At 51.6% G+C, this 18,188-nt stretch carries 17 protein-coding genes; 6 read left to right on the plus strand and 11 right to left on the minus strand.

What is annotated here, in order from left to right; translation table 11 throughout:
* Positions 1–2 precede the first annotated feature (2 nt).
* The gene (locus RB620_RS08850) at positions 3–746 is read right to left on the minus strand and encodes a ThuA domain-containing protein (RefSeq protein ID WP_308093574.1); all 744 of its coding nucleotides are present in this window, start codon (positions 744–746) and stop codon (positions 3–5) included.
* Between the two features lie 155 nt (positions 747–901).
* Here RB620_RS08850 and RB620_RS08855 point away from each other — a divergent pair, with 155 nt between their 5' ends.
* The 3 genes from RB620_RS08855 to RB620_RS08865 all read left to right on the plus strand — a co-directional run bounded on the left by RB620_RS08855 (position 902) and on the right by RB620_RS08865 (position 3,302).
* Entirely contained in the window at positions 902–1,810 is a 909-nt protein-coding gene (locus RB620_RS08855; protein WP_308093576.1) for an AraC family transcriptional regulator, read from the plus strand.
* 111 nt (positions 1,811–1,921) lie between these two features.
* Complete coding sequence (locus RB620_RS08860; RefSeq protein WP_308093578.1) at positions 1,922–2,491, plus strand: RNA polymerase sigma factor; 570 nt, start codon at positions 1,922–1,924, stop codon at positions 2,489–2,491.
* A 1-nt stretch (position 2,492) separates the two neighbouring features.
* Entirely contained in the window at positions 2,493–3,302 is an 810-nt protein-coding gene (locus RB620_RS08865; RefSeq protein WP_308093580.1) for a DUF4367 domain-containing protein, read from the plus strand.
* Between the two features lie 75 nt (positions 3,303–3,377).
* Here the strand turns inward: RB620_RS08865 and RB620_RS08870 are convergent, their stop codons facing one another.
* The 3 genes from RB620_RS08870 to RB620_RS08880 all read right to left on the minus strand — a co-directional run bounded on the left by RB620_RS08870 (position 3,378) and on the right by RB620_RS08880 (position 4,858).
* Positions 3,378–3,857: a hypothetical protein gene (locus RB620_RS08870; RefSeq protein ID WP_308093581.1), complete on the minus strand. Its 480-nt coding sequence runs from the start codon at positions 3,855–3,857 to the stop codon at positions 3,378–3,380.
* Positions 3,858–3,948: 91 nt separating this feature from the next.
* Positions 3,949–4,404, minus strand: coding sequence for a GNAT family N-acetyltransferase (locus RB620_RS08875; protein ID WP_308093582.1), 456 nt, complete (start codon positions 4,402–4,404; stop codon positions 3,949–3,951).
* A 31-nt stretch (positions 4,405–4,435) separates the two neighbouring features.
* Positions 4,436–4,858, minus strand: a complete 423-nt coding sequence (locus tag RB620_RS08880; RefSeq protein WP_308093584.1) for a MarR family winged helix-turn-helix transcriptional regulator — start codon at positions 4,856–4,858, stop codon at positions 4,436–4,438.
* A gap of 222 nt (positions 4,859–5,080) precedes the next feature.
* On the opposite strand from RB620_RS08880, the gene RB620_RS08885 reads away from it, so the two are divergent.
* Together RB620_RS08885 and RB620_RS08890 are read left to right on the plus strand one after the other, a co-directional pair.
* Positions 5,081–6,400 (plus strand): methyl-accepting chemotaxis protein, encoded by a 1,320-nt coding sequence (locus tag RB620_RS08885; RefSeq protein WP_308093585.1) that lies wholly within the window; start codon positions 5,081–5,083, stop codon positions 6,398–6,400.
* Positions 6,397–6,774 carry a methyl-accepting chemotaxis protein gene (locus RB620_RS08890; protein ID WP_308093587.1) on the plus strand — a complete coding sequence of 126 codons (378 nt, stop codon included), beginning with the start codon at positions 6,397–6,399 and terminating at the stop codon, positions 6,772–6,774. Before RB620_RS08885 ends, RB620_RS08890 begins: the two co-directional genes overlap by 4 nt.
* Before the next feature lie 77 nt (positions 6,775–6,851).
* On the opposite strand, the gene RB620_RS08895 is transcribed toward RB620_RS08890, so the two are convergent.
* The 7 genes from RB620_RS08895 to RB620_RS08925 all read right to left on the minus strand — a co-directional run bounded on the left by RB620_RS08895 (position 6,852) and on the right by RB620_RS08925 (position 17,297).
* Positions 6,852–8,294, minus strand: a complete 1,443-nt coding sequence (locus RB620_RS08895) for a response regulator transcription factor (RefSeq protein ID WP_308093589.1) — start codon at positions 8,292–8,294, stop codon at positions 6,852–6,854.
* Positions 8,284–10,110: a sensor histidine kinase gene (locus RB620_RS08900; protein ID WP_308093591.1), complete on the minus strand. Its 1,827-nt coding sequence runs from the start codon at positions 10,108–10,110 to the stop codon at positions 8,284–8,286. Before RB620_RS08900 ends, RB620_RS08895 begins: the two co-directional genes overlap by 11 nt.
* 127 nt (positions 10,111–10,237) lie before the next feature.
* Positions 10,238–11,896 (minus strand): extracellular solute-binding protein, encoded by a 1,659-nt coding sequence (locus tag RB620_RS08905; RefSeq protein ID WP_308093593.1) that lies wholly within the window; start codon positions 11,894–11,896, stop codon positions 10,238–10,240.
* Positions 11,897–11,953: 57 nt separating this feature from the next.
* Entirely contained in the window at positions 11,954–12,829 is an 876-nt protein-coding gene (locus RB620_RS08910; protein WP_308093594.1) for a carbohydrate ABC transporter permease, read from the minus strand.
* A complete protein-coding gene (locus RB620_RS08915) occupies positions 12,829–13,794 on the minus strand; it encodes an ABC transporter permease (protein ID WP_308093596.1) in 966 nt (321 codons plus the stop codon). Before RB620_RS08915 ends, RB620_RS08910 begins: the two co-directional genes overlap by 1 nt.
* A 178-nt stretch (positions 13,795–13,972) precedes the next feature.
* On the minus strand, positions 13,973–16,309 hold the full coding sequence (locus tag RB620_RS08920) for a carbohydrate binding domain-containing protein (RefSeq protein WP_308093598.1): 2,337 nt from the start codon (positions 16,307–16,309) through the stop codon (positions 13,973–13,975).
* A gap of 28 nt (positions 16,310–16,337) precedes the next feature.
* A complete protein-coding gene (locus tag RB620_RS08925) occupies positions 16,338–17,297 on the minus strand; it encodes a peptidylprolyl isomerase (protein ID WP_308093600.1) in 960 nt (319 codons plus the stop codon).
* 212 nt (positions 17,298–17,509) lie between these two features.
* On the opposite strand from RB620_RS08925, the gene RB620_RS08930 reads away from it, so the two are divergent.
* Positions 17,510–18,157, plus strand: a complete 648-nt coding sequence (locus RB620_RS08930; protein ID WP_308093601.1) for a TetR/AcrR family transcriptional regulator — start codon at positions 17,510–17,512, stop codon at positions 18,155–18,157.
* Positions 18,158–18,188 lie beyond the last annotated feature (31 nt).

Genomic DNA, 18,188 nt, shown 5'->3' on the forward strand with positions numbered 1-18,188 from the left:
GATCAAACCCCTCCTTGAACGGTGGATCGAATGGTCTCGAGCGGCTTGGCGTTGCCATATGCCGGCTTTTCGCGTTTCGTCGGCGCTGCCCATAGAGCGGCGTTGGCAATAATCCGTCTCACTTCGTCTTGGTAATAGGTCGGGAACGTTTCGTGACCCGGCCGGAAATAGAAAATCTTCCCCTGGCCCCGGTTGAAGCAGCAACCGCTGCGGAACAGCTCCCCGCCTTCGAACCAGCTGGCGAACACGAGCTGGTCAGGCTCGGGAATGTCGAAGTGCTCCCCGTACATCTCTTCATGCGGAATTTCGAAATATTCGCCGATGCCTTCGGCAATCGGATGGCCCGGCGAGATGACCCATACCCGCTCCTTCTCCCCGGCTTCCCGCCACTTCAGATCGCAGGATGTGCCCATGAGCAGCTTGAACACTTTCGAGAAATGGCCGGAATGCAGCACGATTAGCCCCATGCCTTGCCATACGCGGTCTCGCACTCGCAGCACAATGCGGTCATCTACATCGTCATGCGCGCAATGCCCCCACCAGATCAGCACGTCCGTCTGTGCGAGCCTCTCCTCGGTCAGCCCGTGCTCCGGCTCGTCGAGCGTCGCGTAGGACACTTCGAAGCGCTCGTCGAAGCTTGCGCCGATCGCCTTGTGCAGCCCGTCCGGATAGATGCGGCGAACCTCCTCATTCTCTCTCTCATGACGGAATTCATTCCAAACCAACACTCTCGTTTTTTGCTCCATTATTATTCTCCCCTTCGTTTGTTGTCGTCTTCTCCCCGTGTCTTCTCCCTCGCTGTATAACGTGTTACTATACTATTAACTATACCAGCAGCGTTTGGCGTTTCCGATGGATTCGTTTGTCGGAAAACTATCTTTTTTTGTCATGGAGGTTCCCGATGTCCATCGCCTACAGAGAAGAACTCGTCGACTACCAAAGCCCCCTCCTCCGCATGAAAATATGGGAGCTCGGGTACGACGGCACCACCCTGCCCGCGAACCGGTTCGCGCCGAGATACGACTGGCATTACCACAACGAAGCCGAGCTGGTTCTTATCCTGAGCGGACAGAAGGACTTCTGCATCGGCTCCAAAACCTACGAGCTAAACGCCGGAGACGTGGCGATCGTCGGCCCGTCCGAGCTTCATTCGGCGGCCATGTTCAGGAAGACGTTCCGGCAGATCGTCTGCCAATTCGACCTGGAGCTGTATCTGGACTTCTTCGCGGCGCCTTACATTTATTTCTTCACGGGTATGTCCGAGCCGCTAAGCCGCTTCAATCAAAAGCTGCGCGAGGATCCGGACCTCAACGGCCGAATCGCCGACGCTCTGCTTCGCATCCACGAAGAAAACAAAGCACGCGAGCCCGGCTACGAGCTGGCCGTCAGCATGCACATGAAACAAATCATGCTGCTTCTCCTCCGATGCTCCGACATTTCGCTCGGGAATGGCCATGAGCTTGAGATGCTGCGGCCAATCTTGAACTACGTCGAGCAAAACTATCGGGGCGACATCGATCTGGGGACGGCTGCCCGGCAGGCGAACATGAGTTATTCGTACGCGTCCAGGCTGTTTCATCAAACGATGGGGATCAAATTCTCCGAATATGTAGGCCGCAAGCGAATCCAGGCCGCGCAGCGGCTGCTCGCGACAAGCGACAAGAACGTCATCGTCATCGGAGCGGAGGTCGGCATCCCGAACACGGCCCACTTCTACCGGCTGTTTCGGAAGCTGAATGACTGCTCGCCCGACCAGTTCCGGCGCCGCTCGAAAGATATGAAGCCGGCGATCGCTAGTGAGAACGACTAAAGACCTTCGCCATCTAACGGTCACAAAACAGGGCTTATACGCTATAATGGCTGAAGGCACTTACTAGACGCACATGTCGCTGACGCAATTGCAAGGGGGTATGCAGGTTCGATGCAGAGCAAGATGTTCCACTTAACCACGGCAAGCTTTGAAGTGTTATCCCCGAACGTCCAGAGGGAAATCTATCAGGAATTTTACCGTTATGTGTATCCCTCTATCATCTACATGGTGCAGGATCACGCGACAACCGAGGATGTCATTCAGAACGCCTTTCTGAAAATCATCCGAAATGTCCCGCAAGCCGAGAGCGAGGCGCATCTAAAGGGTTGGATGAAGGTCGTCGTGAAAAACGAAATCTATAATTATTTTCGAAAACATAAAAAAAATCGCAACGTTATCGATTCGGACAGTGTTTACATAAATGAAAGCCCGGAGCTGGCGACGGACACGTCCGCGCTGGAGAGCGAGATCGAAACCAAGCTTATGGCGGAGGAGCTCGCGGCTTGCTTGACGGAATTAAAGCCGGAATACCGCGCCCTCATCGAGCTCAGGTGGAAGCAGCAGCTCAGCTATCGGGAGATGGCCGCGGAACTGGATACGACCGAGGATAAAGTCAAATACAAGCTGTACAAAGCCAGGGAAGCCATGAAAAAAAGATTTTCGAAGAGATGGGGAGATTAGGATGAAGCGCGAGGAATTCGACCAGTTGTTCGATCATGCCTTCGAAGACGCGGCCCGCAGCTCCGAATTCATACCCGACCCCGAACCTTCGTGGGCTAAAGTCGAGAAGAAGCTCGCGAAACGCGCGAAAGTAAAACGCCTGCTCAAGCTGGCTCCCTACTTGGCCGCTTCCTTCTTGCTCGGGGCCTACATCTTCGGTACGCCCGCCGTATCGATTGCCTTCCAGCCTATCATCAAAGCCGTCGCCACGATCAAGGACGGCGTCGTCGAGATTACGGTCGGCGAGCAGGAGAACGCGAATACGATTCCGAAGACAGCTCCGCCTCCGGGTTATGAAGGGGATGGCGGAACTTCGGGCAGCGACGGCCAGGATGTGCCCGGAGGGGGAATGGAGCACAAAGTCTACGACACGCCGGAAGAAGCGGCCGAGCATCTTTCATTCCGGCAGCCCGAGATCGGGTACGTCGCCGAACCATTCGAATTAACGAGCGTGGATACGTTTCGGATGCACGATATGGAGAAGGCGGACCAAATGTCCGTACTGTACGAACGAAAGACGGGCGAATACGGGCTGTACCGCATTACGATCAAAAAGTTTCTGCCGGGCACGCTCATGAAGATCACATCCGGCAATTCCAAGATCAAGATGGAGACGATTACCGTAAACAAATACGAAGCCTACCTCCAATTGACCTCGGACGGAAGCGCGAGTCTGCAATATTTCGTGGACGATCTCCACGTGTGGATTCTCGGCGCGCTTACCGGGGACGAAATCATCGCGATCGCGGAGAACCTCCGGTTCAACAAGTAGAAGCCGGAACGAATAGGGGCTGTCACGGGACAGCCCCTTCCTTGCGTGCAGCAACGGATCGGACAGCGGCTTAGATTAGCTGGTCAAGTACGACGCCGAATATTCGACAACGGATTCCGTCGTGCCGCCTTGCGTGACGTAATGCGTCACTTTCGCCCTGTAGTAATAACCCGCCGTCACCGTCTTATCGACGTAGCTCGTCAAGATACTCGTATTCGCGGCCGTTAATGTCGTGGACGAGCCGACATTCGACCAGCTCGTGCCTGTGTAACGCTGAAGCTGAACCGTTGCCCCGGCCACGGCTACCGTCGTCTTGGCGGTGGTCGTTACGGAAATTCTGACGGTACCGTTGCCATTGCCCGTCAGTTCAGCCGACGACGCGTACAAATACGCGTAACCTTCGTAAACCGCCATTTCCTCCGGCGTATTTGGCGGAGCCGCAGTTAGCGGGACTGCCGTCTCCTTGGCCGCGTAAGCGGCTTGCATGCCGGCCATCATCGCGATGACGAATGCAAATGTTAGTACGATCGACTTGCTCAGGGTTCTCTTAACCATGACAACCATCCCTCTCGATTGTGAGAATAGTCCTACGAAGGGTATAACGCCTCAATCGAGGATCAGGTTGTCCATGTCGAAAAATAAAAGATTATTTCGCGTCGCGCGCCAATTGCGTGATGAAAAAACCAGGCGCAACCTCTAACTGGCCGTACTCCTCGAACCCGTATCGCTTGTATAAGGCGATTGCCGGTTCGTTGGCCGCACCGGTACTCACGACTGCTCGTTTCCCCGCGGCGCAATGCCGAAGAACATGCTCCAGCAGCTTCGTCGCGATGCCTCTCCGGAAACGGTCCGGATGAACGACAAGGCGGCAAATATCGATTTCATCCGCTTCTGCCGCATACGAGATGACGCCCGCCAGCTGCCCTTCCTCGTAAAATCCGACAAACTCCTCTTCGGAAGCCATAACCGATTCGGGGGTATCCTTCAAAGCGGGAATGCCGTCGAAGCCGATAAGCTCCGCCTCGACGCGATACGACGGAAGCTGCACCGCAAGTATGGCTTCCGCATCCGCCATGTTTCGATGTTCGATGCGTTGAATCATGGGCATGACCCCCTCTTTCGTCCTTAATGCCTTATTTGAACGTCTGATTAAACTTCATCAGCAGCTTTCCGAATTGCTCGCGCTCTTCATCCGACCACCCTGCAAGCCGTCTCGTTAAGCTGTCTTGCCGCATTTGTTTGTTCGCAAGCAGCTCTCCCTTGCCCAGGTCCGTAATTTGATACGTAAATGCCCTTCCGTCGGAAGGATCGGGCATCTTCCTCGCATAACCCTTCTGCTCCAGCACCGCCGCCTGCCTGCTCACCGTGGAGATGTCGAGCCGGAATTCGTCGGCAAGCGCCTTCACGCCGGCGGAGCCATGCGCGTGGATCTGGTGCAGCAGCAAGTAAGAGGAGCGATCGAGCGTCCAATCGCTCCGGCTTGAAGCGATGGACGTAATATGCCGCACCATGACGGCTAATTCAAGCTCGATGCTTTCGATCGATTGTTTTTGCATGTCGCTTGGTCACCCCGCAGTCCTAACTGTTTGTTTCGATATAATGATGGCTCAATAGCAACCATGGTAGCATATGCGCAGGCGATTGTCATTTGGCCCCCTCCTATCGCCCTATACCATTAATAGGAAAGACCTATAACTTCATAGTTTCATCATTGTAAACTTAGCTAACCTATATTATATTATTAATGCAATTAACTACATAAGATCGGGGTAACCGCTATGAGACTTACGATAAGCAAGAAGTTGTTCACGGGATTTATGGCCGTTCTGCTCGTACTGGTTGTCACGATCGGCATCAGCTATACCCAAATTTCGAATGTCGACCGCAAGTTTACGGATCTGATCGACGACAAAGCAAATAAGCTCATCATGATCCAGCAGCTGAACGTCAGCGTGAAGAAGGAGATGGCGGGACTGCGAGGCTACTTGCTCCTGCGCGACGAAGCCTCCCTGCAGAACTTCACGAACGCCCATACGGAATTCAAGAAACTGACCGCGACGCTCGAAGGGATCGTCAAACATCCCGAGGGGATCGTATTGCTGACCGAAATCATCGATCTGGAGAACAAATATTATTTCTCCTCCAATAACTCCATCAAGCTGATGGTAAAAGGCGAAACCAAGAAGGCGCTTGACCTCGTCTCCACCGAAGGCCAAAACCTGATTGCCCAATTCGATCAGAAGGCGGAAGCGTTCACGGCGTTCCAGCAAAAGCTGCTTGTGGACGGCGAACACGCGACATCAGATGAGGTCGATAAGATCAAGTCGCTGATTCTCATCCTGGGCATTGCCGCCGTGCTGATCGGCGTCGCCGTATCGTGGATCGTCGGACGCAAAATATCAAAGCCGGTGGTGAAGATCGCCGCTGCGGCCGAAGCGATCGCGGCCGGCGATCTGACCGCGAAGGACATAAGCGTGAAGGGCAAGGACGAGATCGGCGATCTTGCCCGTTCGTTCCAAGCCATGTCGGCTAACTTAAGAGAGCTTATCCATCACGTCGGCCATAACGCCGAGCAGGTAGCCGCTTCGGCTGAGCAGCTGTCGGCGACCAGCGAGCAGGCTTCTAATGCGTCGGAGCAGATCGCAGCGACGATGCAGGAAGTATCGAGCGACGTGAGCCGGCAGTTCCATCATGTCGGCGAAGCCTCGCGCACCATTAACGAAATGTCCGCGGGCGTCCAGCAGATCGCCGGACATGCCCATAGCGTGGCGGCCACAGCATCGAAAGCGTATGAACGCGCGGCCGAAGGCGGCGATGCGGCGCAAACCGCCGTGCGCCAGATGGGCGCGATCCACGAGACGGTCACCGGACTTGCGGCGCTTATCCAAACGCTGAACGAACGTTCGACCGAGATCGGCGGCATTCTGAAGGTCATCTCGGAAATCGCAAAACAAACGAATATCCTGTCGCTAAACGCGGGCATCGAAGCCGCCAGAGCGGGCGAGCAAGGACGCGGCTTTGCTGTCGTAGCCGTCGAAATTCGCAATTTGGCCGAATTCAATCGGCGCAGTCCGCCGAGCAAATTTCCGAATTGGTGAATGCCATCCAACAGGAGACGCGCAAAGCGGTGGAGACGATGGGCGCCGCATCCCGCGAAGTCGACTCCGGTATTGTCGCGGTAAACACGGCCGGAGATGCGCTGGCGCATATCCAAGGTTCGGTCAGCTCCGTTAACAATCAAATCCGCGAGGTGTCCTCGTCCATCCAGCAGATGGCCGCCGGCGCCGAGCAGATCGTGCACGCCATGGGCGTCGTGTCGGGCGCTGCAGAGACGACTGTCTCCGGCACGCAGGAAGTGTCCGCGTCGACCGAGGAGCAGCTCGCTTCCATGTCGGAAGTATCCGCCTCCGCAAGATCGTTGTCCGAGATGGCCGAGCGTCTCCAGACGCAGATCGACAAGTTTAAAGTATAACGAGAGACGAGCGAAAGCCCCGCATGCAAGATCCACCTTGCATGCGGGGCTTTTTTTATGGCTGTCCATGGGATCGTTTAACAATCCCCGATAGATTTCATTTCTCCGAGCGGTTCCTTCCGGTATTGCGTAGGGGTTTTGCCCGTTGTTTTTTTGAATATTTTCGCGAAATAAAAATAGTTCGGATAACCCGACTTTTCGGAAACCTCGTAAATCGTCAGATCGGATTGATTCAGCAGCATGCACGCATAAGCGAGCCGCTTATCCATCAGAAATTGCATAAACGTTTTGTTCAACTCTTTGCGAAACAATTGACTGAGATAACTCGGATTGACGAAAAATTGTTTGGAAACGCCCGTAAGCGATAAATCTTCGGTAAAGTGGTCTTCCATAAACTGCAAAATCCTTTGCAAGGTTACATGCTTGACTTCGCCCTTCTCCTTCACGAGTTCGTGATCCATTGAAGCCATCTGCATCAGCTCTTTCAGCATGTGCTCCAAATTGCCGTATTTCCGAACCAATTGCTCATAAGTAATAACAAATTCGTCCTGCGCTTCAGCTTCGTTGTAAATCCCGAAGTATAGATTGTACAGCCGCAGCGCATCGATAATTCCGAACGTTCCTTGAGCGGCAAAGCGCCTAATCTGTTCGCATACGGTATACACAATATCGGGGTTCACCTTGCTGCCCATCTTCTGCAGCAGTTCCTTCACTTCCGTCCAGGACGAGCCGGCAACGGGGCGCCATATCCCTCTTTTCCCGGTGATGAAATATTGATAAGCCGCCTCCTCCGCCTCCAGATAGGCGCCGCGCAGCTGAAAAAGCTCGAGCACGCGAGAGGATAGTCCGATACCGAGCGTCCCCGAAGGCCCCGACAAACGCTCTTGCATATGACTATAGATTTCATCCTCATGCTCCGCGCCGAACAGATACATCGTCTCTTCCTTGCCGATTGGAAGACGGATATGCGGAATGCGGACGTTCAGTATATGTTCATCTTGGCCGATGACGGCCAAGACCAATAAGCCGACATTAGAATTCCACTCCAATCCTAATCGCGTCAACACTTCGGCCAGATAGGCTTCGTTGTCGAACCGGTCGGACAGCAGATGCAGCAGCTCCATATGGAGCCGGTTCTCGGTCTCAGCCTGGGTTTTCTTGAATTTATCCAGTATCTCTATCAATTCATGCTGGTCGAACGGCTTCAAGCAATACCCGAGCGCCCCTTCGTTCACGGCCTGGCGAGCGTATTCGAATTCCGCGTAACCGCTAGCTACAAGGAAGCTCGTATGGCTCGTCACGCGCTTCGCGCGTCTAATAAGATCCAAGCCGTCTATTCCCGGCATGCGCACATCCGTAATGACGAGATGAGGCTTAAGCCTCGCAATCTCTTCCAACCCTTCTATTCCGTTCCGGGCTTCACCGACGATTTCGAATCCGTAAACCTCCCAATCGATGGAGCTTCGCATATGCTTCAAAACCCATTTCTCGTCATCTACCAATAAGACTTTATATTTCATTGGCATCCCCCTTTATGATCGTTAGACGAACTTCCGTTCCTGCTGCGGGAGAGCTCGACAACGTAATGCCGGACATCGAGCCGTACGTCAGTCTTAATCGCCTATGCACGTTCATCAATCCTAAGCTGGCATTATCGGAATAGAGGGGCTGCGCGGTGCCTTCATTCGCCAGATATTGCTGAATCCGCAAGAGCTTCTCGGGAGCGATGCTTCCCCCGTCGTCCTTTACCCATAATTCGAGATGTCCCGGTCCCGCTTCCCGCCCGCCGATCCATAGATTTCCCTTCTCGAGCTTCATCTCCAGGCCGTGAACGATCGCGTTTTCCACCACGGGCTGAAGAATCATTTTAATAATTCTGCAATCGTAAATCCGAGGGTCGAAATCATAATGCACATCGAAGCGGTCTTCGAAACGGAACTGCTGAATTTGGACATACGATTTGACAATTTCAAGCTCTTCCCCGAGCTTTACGGCTTCCGCGCCTTTAATGCTGTATTTGTAAATTTGGCTTAACGCGCCGGTAATCTCCACAAATTGCGGAACGCCGAGCTCCGCGGCCAAACCTTTCATCGAAGCTAAGGTATTGTACAAAAAGTGAGGATTAACTTGATGCTTCAGATAGGAAAGCTCCGCCGTTTGATTGGATAATTCCAGCTCGTAGATGCGGGTCCGCGAAGCCACCGATTCTTCCGTCAATCGGTCAATCGATTCGAACATTTCATTAAACTTATCGGCCATAATCATAATTTCCGAATAACCCGTCAATGAAATTTTGGACTTTGATTTTGGCAATTGCCCTATTTTGAAAGAACTGATATGTCCGACAAAAGCCCGGATTGGAGATATGATGCTCCGGCCAAAGAGAAGCGCGACCAGAAAAAGCAGCGGTATGGCCACCGCCATAATCGCCAAATACATTTTCCGTATATCGTCCAGCCCTTTGAACATCTCTTTCTCAGAGATGACGTTTACAATTTTCCCTTGAATTTCCGGCAAATCGGTCAGACGAACAATGTAGCGCTTTCCGTCCGAATCGTAATATTCGTAGCCCCCGTCTTTTGTTTCTTTCAGCTGGTCTAGAGCGTATTTCGTGCCGACTTGATCAGCATCGTTAGCAGCGATGATGATGCCGTTGCGATCCAGGACATAGATTTGCCCGAACGCGTTTTTGTACACCTCACCCATGTTGGACACAAACGAAGACGGCTCCATAAACACGACGAGATATCCCAGCCTTCTGCCCACGACCGAAGTAGGCATCGCGTTATTGATGGTGAGCCCGACAATGAAATACCGATCTGTTTCCGTGACGCTTCCGTTGCCGATCGAAAGAAGCCCTCTATAGTACGGAGCCGATCCGTTTATTCCCATTGCCTCCATCTCGCTAATGGTTTCCAGCACGGCCTCGCGTTTTTTCAAATCATACATTAAGTTGTAATCGCTTCCATTCATGCCGCGAATCGTAAGTTCGGCTATGCCTTCGCGCAGCGATGCATAACGAACGACGATCCTATTCGTCTGGGTGAATAGATCGTATTTGCGGGAAGACATGCCTTCGGGCTCCAGCAAATATTGTTGGACCGAATCGTTATACGCAATGCCCTGAATAAGCCGATTGGTGGAGATCGTCTGAGCCGAAATATGCTGGCGAATCTTGTTAAGCAGCAAATGGGAATATCCACTATTTTGATCATATATCCATTTCGAAGTAAAGTGGTAGGCTGTTATCATCGCCGCAAGGATGAGCATCAGCAGCACAGTAATGACGACAAATAGCTGCAGCTTGATGGGCTGTCTGCCGATGAACTTGAACAATGTTGCTTCCTCCCCCTTCGAGCGCTTTTATTATTCGAGATTGTCTCATCTATTATCTCATAGATTCTGGAGGCAATATAGAGCTTCCCCTGCGGAATACCGCAGAGGAAGCTGATCGGGTTTGTATTTACGGCTGAATGCCCATTTCCGCCGCTTTTTCGTTTACTTCTTTAATCGCATCCTTAAGCCCTTTGGTTTCGTATCCTTTCAGGACTTCCGCCCACATCTTCGCAGGGTCCTCTTTTGCGATCACGACCTTGATAATATCATCTATAAACTTGATGCCCATCACTTTATCTTTGGCTGGCGTGGACATCAGCTTGATATCAAACGCGGTCGGTATGGGCTTAGCTTCCGCCATCAATTTGGCATAGGCGGCATCGGTTAAGTCCACCAGTTTGTCTCCGAACTGTGTCCGTTTCACACTGTCATCCAAATACGTGTCTTCACGCCATTTTGCAAGCATTGCTATAATTTGCTGCGAAGGATAAATGTCTTTCACATTTTTCATCAAACCGGTTTTGTCATCTATCGGACGGGTTGCGACAACTTTGTCGCCATCCATCTTGTAATCTTTGCCTTCAAAGCCGTATCTGGAAAGTTTGTCTCCTTCCGGCGAGAGCAGGAAATCATACAGCTTCAATATGCGATCCATCTTCTCGTCATCCACTTTGGCGCTGAAGTAGCTTTCCGACCAGAACGAGGTTTGCACGAAACGATAGGTGTTGCCGTCGCTGTGAGGCCAGATCGGAAGAATCTCGATCGCATCTTCGAATGCGACGTCATGCTCGTATTTGCTCCACAAGTCTTTCATATTTTTAAGTTTGCTGATCGAGATTTGGCTGAAGAAAGCACCGGCTTTGTTCTGGGCAAATTTCTCCGAGCCGTCGTCGTTTTTGAGCAGCGGGAAGTCCTTGTCCAGCGCCCCGCTGTCGTACAGATCGCGGAGCTGCTTCAATCCTTCGATCATGTTTTTGGATGCGACATGCGGCATCCAGCTGCCATCCTCGTACAGCCAGCCTTCGTTGCTATATTGCGGAATCGTGCCGATAAGAGCCGCGTCGAGAAACGTAGGAGTCCGCAGCGTAACGCCTACCGTATCGTTTTTGTTATTGCCGTCGGGATCCGCTTCCGCGAATTTTTTGAACATTTGCTTATATTCTTCAAACGTCTTTGGCGTCTGAATGCCAAGCTCCTCCATCCAATCCTTGCGAACCATGAGGCCTCGTTCCATGACCCAGTCTTCCGTTGAATCAAATGTAAGTCTCGGAATCATATAAAATTTGCCGTCCACCTTAAGCGGCTGGATATCGGGTTGCTCCATCACCTTTTGTACATTCGGGTATGCGCTCAGATCATCCGGCAGCGCACGAATAATCCCTTGGTCGATCCATTGATTGTACGTGGCCGTATTGTACATATCCGTGGCGATAATATCCGGCAGCTCGTCCGCCGCTCCCCATAATCTGAATTTCTCCTGATAATCGGTCCAGCTTACGTTTTTGGGAGTCAGCTTCACATTGTAGTCCGTTTCGATTTTTTTCAGCATTTCGTCCTGCTCGCGATTAACGAACGCCTTATCCGCATCCCACATGCCGATGCTGATTTCCAGCTTTTTCGAATCATTCTGCGCCTCGGACGAAGGAGCTTCCGTTTGCGCACCGTCTGTCTCTTTAGGGTCTCCGCCTGAACCTTCGTTGGAATTGCCCCCGCCGCTGCAAGCCGCGAGTAAAGTCGACAGCATGAGGATAAGCGCGATCATCGATCTGCTAGATTTCTTGAACATCTTCCATGACCTCCTTGTGTATACGTATAATTATAGATTATGGCTGATAAGCCGCAATCACTCTTTCAGCGATCCGATCATGACGCCTGCGGAGAAAAACCTTTGCAGGAGCGGATAGATGCACATGACCGGAAGCATCGTTACGACAACCGCGGCCATCTTGAGACCTTCCGGGTACATATCCCGGGTCTCCGACGCCAAGGAGGCCGCATAAGAATTGTTCAGCATTTTATTGACATCTACGAGCATCTCCCGCAAATACAGCTGCATGGGATATTTGGACGTATCGGTAATGTACAAGAGCGCGCTCCACCATTCGTTCCACCGATCCACCGCGTAAAATAAAGTGATGGCGGCAATCGTCGGCATCGAGATCGGCAAAACGATCCGCATCAAGATTTGAATGTCGTTGGCTCCGTCCATTCTCGCCGACTCTTCCAGCGCCTCCGGCACGGTTCTGAAATACGTCATCATAATAATTAAATAGAACGTATTGACGGCAAGCGGGAGAATCATCGACAACACGCTGTTGATCAACCCCAAACCTTTTACGGTCAAATAAACGGGGATAAGTCCTCCATGGAACAACATCGTAATCAATATGCCGATTAGAACTATTTTTCTGCCGGGCAAATGCTTTTTGGTCAAAGCGTACCCTCCGAATATCGTAACGGCGATATTAAGAATGGTGCCGAAGAAGGTTACGATAAAGGAAACGCCGAGCGCGCTTAAAATCGTGTCCCCGGAAAAAATAAATCGGTAGGAACTGAAATCAAGGGAAGTCGGGAACAAATAAACGGCTTGTTTGGCGATTGCTCCGGGATCCGAAAATGAAATGAGCACAACATTGTACATAGGCAGCAGCATCAAGATGCTTACCGCGATCAGAATGGCGTGTATCGCGTAGTCGGCCCAATTCTTTTTTTCTACCATTAGATCAACCCCCCATTGCCCATCCGCTTCACTACCGAATTGGCGACGATCAGAAGCACGCAATTGATAATCGATTTGAAGACGCCTACGGCGGTCGAGAAGCTGAAGCTCGCCCCTTCGTAGAAGGTTGTTCGGTAAATATACGTGTCCAGAATGTCGGCATTTTCGTATACGCCGGGATGGTACATATTGAATATTTGGTCAAATCCGGCGCCGCTCATCATATTTCCTACGGCCAATATAAACAGGATCGCCGCGGTTCCGCGTATGGATGGCCAAGTGATCGCTTTCATTCGCTGATAGCGGTTCGCTCCGTCAATGCTGGCCGCTTCGTACAGCGCAGGATCAATGCCGGATATAGTGGCCAAATAAATAATCGTTCCCCAACCCATCTCTTTCCATATGCTCGAGCCGAACAACAGCCCCACAAATCCGTTACCGTCCATTAACAAGCTCTGTTTGGGCAATCCGAATACTTGCAGCAGCTGATTCATCACTCCGGCATCGTTCAAGAAATGGATCAAGATGCCCGAAACGACGACCCAGGACAGAAAGTGCGGAAAGGTAAAGATCGTTTGGTAAAATCGTTTGGCGACCGCCTTGCGCACTTCATTTAATAACAAGGCGAACAGGATCGGAAACGGAAACTCGATGACGATACGGCCGACCGCGATGATCAGCGTATTGCGCAATACATCAAAAAACTGCGGCAAATGAAACATCATTTCGAAATGCTCGAATCCTACCCAGGAGCTGCCCAATATGCCTTTGGAAAAGCTGTACTCCTTGAACGCAATCATAATTCCGTACAACGGATAATAGTGAAAGACAACATAATAGGCGATGAGCGGCAATAGCAGAAGATAAAGATATCTGGCTTCCCATGCTAGCTTAGCCGCTTTGCTCTTCACAGGAATCGTTTCGATAGCCGTGAGCCGCGGCCGCTCCTTTCCTCTTTCATGCATACGTTACCTCCTGCATTCTTTGTGCTGTATTTTGTCAACGCTTACATTTATCATTGTAAAGGTGATTGCCCCCCGTTCGTATAAACCACATTTAGTTCTCTATATTCATTTTTTAGATTCTGTGCTTAGTTATGAAAATACAAATCCCCGGTCGCCAGGACCGGGGATCGATGTACATTTAATGCGTGATGGTTATGTCGTCGGCAAATGCGTCTGCGGTACCCGAAGGCTTATAGACGTATATCGTTGCGCTTGTACTCGAGGCTCCCGTCGTGAACGTAACCGAACCTTCCGTATAAGAGGTACTGGATATCGAAGCGTACATCTCCGCACCGCCGTAATTTTTTACGCCGATTCGTACCGGCTGCGCGCCACTGGCGGTCTTTGCGAATCCGGACAACGTATAGGTCGTATTCGGTAGTAGCTGAACGACCTGCTCGGCGGAGCCCGGACCACCGGCTAATCGCAAAGCGTAGCTGCCGCTTCTGGCATTATGATTGACGACGCTCGCCGTATTCCAGTTCGTCCATGGGCTCAGCGAGCCTAACTCGAAGCCGCCGTTGCCCGGCAAGCTGGATGTCAACGACAAATCATCGCCGAAAGCGTCGGCAGAGCCAGACGGCTTATATACATATATCGTTGCGCCGGTATTCGAAGATCCCGTTGTAAACGTAACCGAACCTTCTGTATAAGTGGTGCTGGATATCGAAGCATACATCTCCGCTCCGCCATAATTTTTTACGCCGATTCGTACCGGCTGCGAGCTGTCGCTTGTCTTGGCGAATCCGGTCAGCGTATACGTCGTATTCGGCTGCACTTCCAAGACAAGCTCGGCCGATCCGGGACCTCCGGCCAAGCGCAGCGCATAACTGCCGCTTCGAGCATTGTGATTGACGACGCTGGCCGTATTCCAATTCGTCCACGGACTTAACGTGCCGGACTCGAAGCCCGCGTTATGAACCGGTTCGTTCGCGGTTCCTTGCACGCCCGGACCGTTATAGGCTCCGCGATTCGGCGAGCCGGACGCGGCTACTGCGTTGCCCCAATAATCTCGTCCTCCGTTATTCGAGATCGGCGTACCGGTGCCGAGCGCCGGCGAATTCGCGAGCAGCTTGTAACCGTCCACGGAGCTGCGGCTCGTCCCGCTTCCGGGACCCGCCAGCATTGGGTTGGCGGTCGACTTATTCGAGTCCGCAGGTTCTCCCGCCGTATGAACGCCGTAGATCGTGTTGGAATCGAACTGAAAGCTGTGAATGCCGGATAGGCCTTCCCATGCTCCGGCACCGGCAAGATACCAGATATTGTTGCGGAAGGCGATTGATTGCGTATAACCGTCCCATGAGCCTGCATAGATCGGCGAAGTTGAGCTTCCCGGCGGCAAATACAGCGTGTTGTTGTAGACGGACGTATTCGTCGTCGGACCGGCAAGCTGGAACAATCGCGCTCCATCGTTTTGACTTATATTGTACCGAACGATCCCTCCGTCGTTTTTTGCGCCGCCCGGCTGGCAGATCAGAATAAATCCGCCGTCGTTGTCATGGCTGTAATTGTATTGAACAATCGTTCGCGACTGGCCGTAGTCGATATCGAAGCCTTGGCCATCCGCGGTCGAGTTGCCATTAAACGCTTCATTGAACTGAATGACGGTGTCGTCGGCGTTCCATGTCCATATGCCGGCGTTGACGGTGCCCGACCGCATATTGAATCCATTGACCGTATTGTATTGCACGATCGCGCCTTGCGTAGCCATCGGAACGATCCCGTCCCCTCCAACGTCGCTCACATAGTTGTTCTCGATGACGACATTGGTGCTCGGATACCAATTGTAGGCGCCTTGGCAGCCACTGTCCGTTCTGCACCAATAATCGGAATTGATATCGATGCCCGTCCGATCGACGCGCGGCCCGACCGTGTTGCCGTCGATCCGAACATCGTCGAATTTCGATTGCACGCTGCCTGCAATTGTGCGGACTTTGATGCCTGAACTGCCGTTCCCGTCCTTTACGTTATTCCCATATACATCGTGAACGTTGTTGCCGATCAAATAAATGTGGCGGAGCGTACCGCCGTCTTCATTCACGACATAAATACCCATTCGTCTGGAGCTGCTGCCGTTTTCATTTTTGATTTCGAGATTTTTAATTTCCCAATATTGTTGGTTGTAAAGATACACGGCCGATTCCTGGCCGTTGCCATTAATTAGGGGGGCGCTGCCGCTGCCGTACGTATCAATAGCGATCGGCGAGCCGTTCGTGCCGCTTCCCTTCGGCCAAAGCCTTCCCGTCCAGGATTCTCCGCGCTTGAACAAAATTCGGTCGCCTGGCTGAAAGGTTGTGCCGTTCACCTTGTTCAAGGTTTTCCATGCCGTTCCCGTTCCTGTTCCGGCATTCGCATCGCTGCCGTTCGTCGCATCGACGTAGTAGGTCGCCGCCGCGGCAGATACGGCAAAGCAAATCGCGCTGAACGCCAGCGCCAGAACCGTCAAATAAATACTTCGCATAACCATCGTTTTCATTTCCATTCTCCTCCATTCGTTTTGCTGATCACTTTTCAGCCGTCAGTGTTTCATACAGCGGCGTCAAGTTGATCTCCGCTTTTGAAGCGAGCTTGTCCATATAAGCCTCGAACCCCTTGTCTCGATATTGTCGAATCACCTCCTCTCTAACGTCGTCGAAGGGAAGGTAGCCCTCGGGCGTTCGAAGAACGCATAAGACAATTTCGTAAGAATCGACAGACTCGATGATAGCGCTATTCTCGCCTTGCCGGAGATTCGCGACAAGCTCGTAATAGCCGCTGCGATATTTGGAGATGTTCCTGTAGTTGTCCTCCCGGATCGTTTCCGTTCCGGTTAATCCTTCAGTCAATCGGCGCTTATCGTACAGATCCATAAATGCCGTTCCGTTATCCAATTGAAGCTTAATATCCTCAATCTTTTGCTCAGCCTCGCGTCGCCGATCGCTGCCGCTATTCGGCAAAGACGCCTCGATTGGTTCTACAATTTTCAGTAGCGTCATGAAGTCGTGTTTCCTTGCAAGCCGATCGCGATTGTCCATGTAATAGGCATAGATCTCCTCTTCCGTCGCACTTCCGCGCCGCTCGGTCCAGATCGATTGGATCGCATTCAGCAAGATGGATTGCCGGTAATCGTAATACATTTTCTCCGTATATTGTTTGGGTCCGTATATAGGCTCCTTGTTTTCTAATGCACGCGCTCTTCTTTCATTCTCCTCTCTCCATTCTTTCAAGAAAGCATGGTAAGAGCCGTCCTTCAGCAAGCCGTATTGAATCGCTTCCTGCTGAGCGGCTTTCACTTTTACGAGCTCCTCCAATCCGTACAGCTCCAGCTCTTCGGCCGCAACCGGAATGCCGTTCACGAAAGCAACGGAATTCCCGTAACCGTTCCCCGTATCGCCGCTCATCCGTTTAATTGCAACGATAGTCAACACACATATTATCGCGCTGATCAATAGGACAATGATCGAAACCATCATCGTTCGTTTCATCCGCTTCCCTTCTTTCAGCATAGAATGATAACGCTTTCATTAATGTCAACTATAAAGAAGGAAACCGCTTGTTCCTATCAATCATTTTTAGATGTTCTATATTCATTATTTAGATGTTATTTGTTGAAATTTAGTAAATGATATTGACTCCCCCCAATAGTATGTTATTGTTTTACCGACAGACAGTCGGTCTATATTAAGGAGTTGTAAAAATGAGAGTTGTAAAAAAAGCGGAGGAACGGAGGAACGAAATACTTGACGCAGCGGATGAGCTTTTCGGTCAGAAGGGCTTTGACGGCACGAGTACAAACGATATTCTCGAAAAGGTCGGAATTGCGCGGGGAACGCTGTATTATCACTTCAAGTCGAAGGAGGATATTATGGACGCTCTGATTGAACGGTATAATGTCCGTCTCTTAGGCGCGGCGCAGGAAATTGCCGCAGACAAAAACGTTCCCGTAGTCGAGCGCATCATCAGCGTTGTTATGGCGCTGAACCTGAGCGGCGGAAGCAGCCAGGAAATTATGGAGCATATACATAAGCCCCAGAATGCGCTTTTGCATCAGAAAATACAAAAAGTTATCATAGGCGGCGTTACGCCGATTCTGGCGGAAATCATTCGCGAGGGCATTCAGCAGGGACTGTTCAATACGCCGTACCCGCATGAATGCATGGAAATGGTTGTGATCTATGCGAATACCGTTTTTGATGATGATATGGTCCCAATGACGAACGAGGAGCGCGTTGCACGCATACAGGCGTTTGTTTTCAATGCAGAAAGGCTGCTTGGCGCCGAAAGCGGAAGTCTTATGAACGTAATGCAGATGTTTGGCAGCGGAAATGAAGGAAGCAATGAATAGTTCAGAAATGCTGCAATAAAGCTTGAAGACA

This window comes from Paenibacillus sp. LHD-117, from assembly GCF_030929555.1.
In the GTDB taxonomy this organism is placed as follows: Bacteria; Bacillota; Bacilli; order Paenibacillales; family Paenibacillaceae; genus Pristimantibacillus.